The organism is Rhizobacter sp. P3_B12 (genome assembly GCF_056402895.1).
Window position 1 is genome coordinate 1 of sequence record NZ_JBFUGN010000300.1, and the last position, 6,343, is coordinate 6,343.

At 71.6% G+C, this 6,343-nt stretch carries 7 protein-coding genes; 1 reads left to right on the forward strand and 6 read right to left on the reverse strand.

The annotated features are described in order from the left end of the window. From AC1D01_RS16565 to AC1D01_RS16580, 4 genes are all read right to left on the reverse strand, one after another. Positions 1–270 (reverse strand): anti-sigma factor family protein (locus AC1D01_RS16565; RefSeq protein ID WP_477868099.1); only part of this gene is annotated, 270 nt, incomplete at its 3' end. A gap of 14 nt (positions 271–284) precedes the next feature. After that, on the reverse strand, positions 285–818 hold the full coding sequence (locus AC1D01_RS16570; RefSeq protein WP_477868101.1) for a sigma-70 family RNA polymerase sigma factor: 534 nt from the start codon (positions 816–818) through the stop codon (positions 285–287). Positions 819–855: 37 nt separating this feature from the next. After that, entirely contained in the window at positions 856–1,443 is a 588-nt protein-coding gene (locus tag AC1D01_RS16575; protein WP_477868103.1) for a DinB family protein, read from the reverse strand. A gap of 16 nt (positions 1,444–1,459) precedes the next feature. After that, on the reverse strand, positions 1,460–2,317 hold the full coding sequence (locus tag AC1D01_RS16580; protein ID WP_477868105.1) for a M14 family zinc carboxypeptidase: 858 nt from the start codon (positions 2,315–2,317) through the stop codon (positions 1,460–1,462). Between the two features lie 93 nt (positions 2,318–2,410). On the opposite strand from AC1D01_RS16580, the gene AC1D01_RS16585 reads away from it, so the two are divergent. Beyond that, positions 2,411–2,920 carry a flavin reductase family protein gene (locus AC1D01_RS16585; RefSeq protein WP_477868107.1) on the forward strand — a complete coding sequence of 170 codons (510 nt, stop codon included), beginning with the start codon at positions 2,411–2,413 and terminating at the stop codon, positions 2,918–2,920. A 48-nt stretch (positions 2,921–2,968) separates the two neighbouring features. Here AC1D01_RS16585 and AC1D01_RS16590 read toward each other — a convergent pair whose 3' ends face one another. Together AC1D01_RS16590 and AC1D01_RS16595 are read right to left on the reverse strand one after the other, a co-directional pair. Beyond that, positions 2,969–4,996 (reverse strand): acetoacetate--CoA ligase, encoded by a 2,028-nt coding sequence (locus AC1D01_RS16590; protein WP_477868109.1) that lies wholly within the window; start codon positions 4,994–4,996, stop codon positions 2,969–2,971. Between the two features lie 7 nt (positions 4,997–5,003). Continuing rightward, on the reverse strand, positions 5,004–6,343 hold a 1,340-nt coding region (locus AC1D01_RS16595; protein WP_477868111.1), incomplete at its 5' end, for an ABC transporter substrate-binding protein.

The window sequence follows — 6,343 nt, forward strand, 5'->3', positions numbered from 1 at the left end:
GCCCTGCCACCACGGCGCTGCCGCCTCGGGCGCGTGCTGCCACACGAGTTGCTGCAGCCGCTCCGGCACCGGCTCAGCCTCCGCGGGGGCCAGGCGGGCGCGCAGCGCATCGCGGTCGGCGGCCCACAGCCGCACGCGCGCCGCTTCTTCGGGGTTGGCCAGCAGCCAGGCATCGACCTCGGCGCGGCGCTCGGGCGGCAGTTCGCCGTCGAGCCACGCGCTCAGCGTGTCGTCGCGTTCGTCGGGGGAGGAGAAGAGGGGGGCGGCCATCATCGACATCCAGTTCAGACCACGCGCCGCAGCGGCTGCACCGACGCCACCGGGGCGCGGCCGTCGAGCAGCGCGCGCAGCGCGGCGCGCCCGCGCGAGATGCGCGACATCACGGTGCCGATCGGGATGCGCAGCACCTCGGCGCATTCGGCGTACGACAGTTCCTCGACCGTCACCAGCAGCAGCGGCTCGCGCTGCTCGACGGGCAGGCGCTGCAGCGCGGCGACCAGGTCCATGCGCAGGCCGACATCGGCGCCGGGGTCGCTGCCGCGCAGGTCCTGCTCGGTCTGCAGCTCGTGCGGATCCATGATCGACAGCCGTCCGCTGCGGCGCAGCGTGTCCATGTGGGCGTTGTGCGCGATGCTGATGACCCACACCAGGATGTCGCGCTGCTGGTCGAACTGGTGCCAGTGCGACAGCGCGCGCTCCAGCGCCGTCTGCACCAGGTCGTCGGCCGCCGCGGCATCGATCAGCAGCGAGCGCGCATAGCGCCGCAGCCGCGGGATCGTGCCGAGGAGCTGCTGGCGGAAGGTGCTGGGAACGCTCACCTGAGGTCTACGCGGGGCGACGGGCGGCTATTCCCGCTCAGCCATGCCAGATCGCGGCTTCTGTCACGCCTAGGGCACGGAAATCGTCCGCTCGCAACGGCAGGTCGTTGACGCAGAAGAACTCGTCGAGCTGCGGCGGCGCGACCGACGTGCCCGACAGCATCGAATGCGCCTGGCCGCGGTGGTGCACCTGGTGCTGGTAGAGGTGGGCCAGCAGGCGGTGCAGCGGTTCGCGGTCGATGCGCTGCGTGCGCGGCACCTGGATCACGCGCTCCAGCAGCGTGCCATCGGCCAGCAGCGCGTGGGCGACGGCGAGCAGGCGCTGGTCCATGCGCTGCTGCGCGGCCACCAGTTCGGCGCAGGTCGCGCACGGCTCCTCGGGGTCGAAGAACGACCCCGGGTCGGGGTGGGGCGGGTCGCCGCGCAGGCTGCGCTCGATCGCGTCGAGGTAGTAGTCGTCGACCGTCAGGTTGTGGTTCAGCGTCGCGCGGATCGACGGGAAGAAGCCGGTGCGCGGCGCCGTGAACTCGTCCTGCGTCAGCCGCCCGCAGGCCTGCAGCAGGCGGTGGTTGGCCCAGGCGTTGTTGTGGGCGCTGGCGTACAGGTGGCGGGCGAGCGAGGTCATGGTGTGTGAGGTGTGCCTACCGATGTTCCCGCAGCGCGAGCCGTTCGTCCAGCCAGCGCAGCAGGTCGAGCCACATCTGCCGCATCTCGGCATCGGTCGGCGTGCGGATCGCGCTCGGCAGCTCGATCGTCACCACCGGCACGCCCTTGTGCACGCCGCCGTAGTGGCCGAGCGAGCCGGGGAAGATGCCGACGCGGTCGAGGTAGAGCCGCCCGAGCCGCTGCGGCGGCACGCTCGGGCCGTCGAAATCGAGCACGCCGTACGGCGCGTGCACGGTGACGATGACGTCGGGCTTCCAGGCCTCGATCGTGTCGGTCACGAAGCGGGCCTCGGGCTCCGACAGCGCACGCGGGCCGGGCCAGCGCCGCGGGTCCTTCTTCGTGCGCTTGAGCCAGTAGACCGGCGCGTCGCGGTCCCAGTGCGGCGTCGGGAAGTTGCGGTTCAGGTCGACGCCGTGCGCATTGGTGCGCGTCGGCTTCGGCAGCAGCAGGCCGTCGGGGTTCAGCGCCGGAACGAACCGCCAGTCCATGCCGGCGCCGGTGTCGCCGGCGTGGGCGATCCAGTGGAAGACCAGCGCGCTCGACGACAGCTCGTCGCCGTGGATGCCGCCCAGCACCAGCACGCGGCGCGGCGCGGGCGGCGGCGTGTCGTCAGGCAGCAGCAGCGGTTGTGGCGCCGGCACGTCGCGCTGGTACAGCGCCACGCCCTTCACCGACGCGGCGCCGGACGGCTTCAGCGCGGCACGCTCGCACAGCGCCGGGCTCAGGTTCGGCAGGCGGCGGGCCAGCTCAGGGCAGGGCGCCTCGGCCTGCGCCGCTGGCGCCAGCCCCCAGGCGAGCAGCACGCAGACGCCCCGCAGCGCCCGTCGAATCATCGGGTATCGTGTCATGCTGCACGAGTGTAGGAGCTGCCCGACCCCCTCAAATGAGAGTTGGCGGCGCCTGCCGCCGCCCTCCACAATTCCGGCATGAATGCAATGCTGCGCCCCATGGCACCCAGTTTCTCGGCCCAGGAGTTCCGCGTTGCGCTCGGGATGTTCGCCACCGGCGTCACGATCGTCACCGCGCTCGACCTGCACGGCAACCCGGTCGGCCTGACCGCCAATTCGTTCAACTCGGTGTCGCTGTCGCCGCCGCTGGTGCTGTGGAGCCTGTCGCGGCGCGCCGGGTCGATGCCGGCGTTCACGCGCGGCTCGCACTATGCGATCAACATCCTTGCCGCCGACCAGCGCCCGCTGGCCGAGCGCTTCGCCGCGAAGGACATCGACCGCTTCGCCGGGCTGCGCTTCCGCGAAGGCGTCGGCGGTGCGCCGGTGCTCGAAGGCGTGGCCGCGGTGTTCGAGTGCTTCAACCGCAGCCAGTACGAAGAGGGCGATCACGTGATCTTCGTCGGCGAGGTCGAGCGCTGCGAGCGGCGCGAAGGGGCGCAGCCGCTGATCTATCACGGCGGCCGCTACTTCACCGAGCTTCCCCTGTAGCCCGGATGCCAATCCGGGACGGCGCCGAACCCCGGATTGGCATCCGGGCTACTTCCTGGTGCGCGCGAACTCGATGAACCACGCGACGCTCGATGCATTCGCCATCGCATCCAGCTTGAACACCTGCTCGGCCGGCGTGCCCATCAGCAGCTTCTTCACCGGCAGCTCCATCTTCTTGCCCGACAGCGTGCGCGGGATCGCGTCCACCTGGAAGATCTCGTTCGGCACATGCCGCGCCGACAGCGCGCTGCGGATCTCCTGCTTCAGCCGCGCGACCAGCGCCTCGTCGAGCACGCGGCCCGCGCGCAGCACGACGAACAGCGGCATCCAGCTCTCGCGGCCCAGGTACTCCAGGTCGACCACCAGGCTGTCCAGCACCTCGGGCAGCGCCTCGACGGCGCGGTACAGCTCGGCCGTGCCCATGCGGATGCCGTGGCGGTTGATGGTCGCGTCGCTGCGGCCGTAGATGATCGCGCCGCCGCGCGGCGTGATGCGCAGCCAGTCGCCGTGGCGCCAGACCGCAGGTCTTCCATGTCCACCCGGGTACATGTCGAAGTAGCTGTCGCGGTACCGCTGCCCGTCCGCATCGCCCCAGAAGTACAGCGGCATCGACGGCATCGGCCGCGTGCACACCAGTTCGCCGACCTCGTCGACGAGCGCATGCCCGCGGCCGGTCGCCGGGTCGGGCTCGCTCCAGGCCTCGACCGCGGCGCCCAGGCAGCGGCACTGCATCTCGCCCTCGACCACCGGCAGCGTCGGCAGGCCGGCCACGAAAGCGCCGGCGAAATCGGTGCCGCCCGACAGCGAGGTGAGCCACAGCGGCCGGTCGCCGACGCGCGGCAGGTGCTGAGCCGCCCAGCGGTACACGTCGGCCGACAGCGGCGAGCCGGTGCTGCCGAGCGCGCGCAGCCGCGCGAGCCCCGGCAGGCGCGCCGGCTCGATGCCGGCCTTCATGCAGCTCGCGAAGAACGCGGCGCCGGCACCGAAGAAGGTCGCCTTCGCATCGGCGACGAAGCGCCACAGCGTGTTCCAGTCGGGCTGCCCGCTGCGCCCGGCCGGGCTGCCGTCGTACAGGCAGATCGTCGTGCCGTTCAGCAGCCCGGCGATCTGGCAGTTCCACATGATCCAGCCGGTCGCGCTGTACCAGTGGAAGCGGTCGCCGCCCTCGGCGCTCGGGCCCAGGTCGTTGTGCAGGCCCATGAACTTCAGGTGCTCCAGCACGACGCCGCCGTGGCCGTGCACGATCGCCTTCGGCAGCCCGGTGGTGCCGCTGGAGTAGACGATCCACAGCGGGTGATCGAACGGCAGCGGGTCGACCTGCAGCGGCGCGTCGCCGCACAGCAGCCCGTCGAAGTCGTGCCAGCCGGCCGGCAGTGCGTCACCCAGGTTGCGCCACAGCAGCACGTGCTTCAGCGTCGGCAGCTCCTTCACGAGGTTCTGCAGCAGCGCGAGCCGGTCGTGCGCGGTACCGCCGTGCACATAGCCGTCGCAGCCGACCAGCAGCGTCGGCTCGATCTGGCGGAAGCGGTCGAGCACCGCGACCGGCCCCATGTCGGGCGAGCAGACCGACCACACCGCACCGAGGCTGGCGGCCGCGAGGAACGCGACCACCGTCTGCGGCGTGTTCGGCATGAAGGCGCAGATGCGGTCGCCGCGCACCACGCCCAGCTGCCGGTAGTGCGCCGCGAGCGAGGCCACCTGGCGGCGCAGCTTCGGCCAGCTCCACTCGAGCAGGCTCGCGCAGTCGCGCAGCCGCTCGTCCTGGAAAACGATCGCCGGATGCCCGGCCGCATGCGCCGCGTCGGCATGGCGGAACACCTGCTGCGCGTAGTTCAGCTGCGCGCCGTCGAACCAGCGCGCGCCCGGCATGCGGTCGTCGGCCAGCACCTGCGTGAACGGCGTCGGCGACTGCAGCCCGTAGAAGTCCCAGATCGAACGCCAGAACGCGTCGAGATCGGTGACGGACCAGCGCCACAGCGCGTCGTAGCCTTCGTGCGTGGTCGCGTCGAAGGGCAGCCCGCGCTCGCGGGCCAGCCAGTCGGTGTAGCGCAAGATCTGCGGTCTGGGTACTGCCATGCGTGCCTCACTCGAGACCAACGAACTGCCACGTGTCGCGCATGAACGGATGCCTCAGGTGCCCGATCACGCGCCGCTGCAGCACGTCGCTGACGACGGTGTGCACATGCGCCTTGTACGGCATGTACGCCACCAGAATGTTCTTCGCCTCGCGCATCAGCGCCGCGCGCTCCGGCCCGTCGGGCAGCACGTTCTGCCGTTCGAACAGGCGATCGTAGGCCGGCAGCGAGAAGTGCGCATCGTTCGATTCGTTCGCGTTCGGCCCGTAGCCGATGCCGAGGAAGAAGCCGCCGTCCGGCGTGCCCGCCACCCAGCTGAAGCCCCACATCATCAGCTTGCCGGCGCGCCCCATCTTCAGCAGCTCGGGCCAGCTCGCGATGTCGAACGCGATGCGCAGCCCCACCGCCGCCATGCACTTGCGCCACAGCTCGTTGAACTGGCGCTGCCGCTGGTCCGGCCGTGACGCGAGCCGCAGCACCAGCGGGCGGCCGTCCGGCCCCTCGCGCCAGCCGTCGCCGTCGCGGTCGACATACCCGTACAGGTCGAGCAGCGCGGCCGCACGCGCGACGCTGGTCTCGCTCATCGTGCTGCGGTAGTCGTCTTCATAGCCCGAAGTGAACGGCGCGACCACCGACTGCGCCGGGATGCCCTGGCCGTGGCGCAGGTCCTCGAGATCCTGCCGGTTGTCGTAGGCCAGGCAGATCGCGCGGCGCAGCGCGACCTTGTCCGGCGCGTTGCCGCCGACCACCGGGTCATCCATGTTGAAGTAGGTCAGCGCCATGTCGGCCTGCGCGCTGCGCTGAAGGCGCACGCCCTGGCGCGCCAGGTGCGGCGCGATGCGKTTGCCGGGCGCCGCGATCGGCGTGAACTCCACCGGCAGCGCCAGCACGTCGAGCGCGCCGTTGACGAACGCGAGCCACTGCGGCTGCGCCTCGACGATCACGCTGACCTCGATGCGCTCGGCCACCGGCAGGCGCCGGCCGGCCAGCTGGCGCGCGATCTCCTGCGCGGGCGCATCGCCGGGCGCCGGCTCGGCCTCGAAGTGCAGCTCGCGAAAGCGCGGGTTGCGCACCAGCTCGATGCGCGAGCCGCGGCGCCAGGCCGCGAGCATGAACGGGCCGGTGCCCACCGGGTGCGCGGCGATCTCGGCGCCGTAGTGCTCGACCACCTCGCGCGCCACTGCGCCGACCAGCGCGCCCTGCGTGAACCAGTGGTGGAAGCGCGGGTTCGGCTCGGCCAGCCGGATGCGCAGGGTGTAGCGGTCGAGCGCGCGGATGCCCTCGACCTCGCGGTCGTAGTCGAACGGCTTGCCGCTGCGGCGCGCCTGCGCGCGCAGCTCCGTCAGGT

Excerpts from the sequence above, each read along its gene's own strand:
- AC1D01_RS16575 (WP_477868103.1), bottom strand. The coding sequence starts at position 1,443 with ATGACCTCGCTCGCCCGCCACCTGTACGCCAGCGCCCACAACAACGCC.
- AC1D01_RS16580 (WP_477868105.1), bottom strand. The coding sequence starts at position 2,317 with ATGATTCGACGGGCGCTGCGGGGCGTCTGCGTGCTGCTCGCCTGGGGG.
- AC1D01_RS16585 (WP_477868107.1), top strand. The coding sequence starts at position 2,411 with ATGAATGCAATGCTGCGCCCCATGGCACCCAGTTTCTCGGCCCAGGAG.
- AC1D01_RS16590 (WP_477868109.1), bottom strand. The coding sequence starts at position 4,996 with ATGGCAGTACCCAGACCGCAGATCTTGCGCTACACCGACTGGCTGGCC.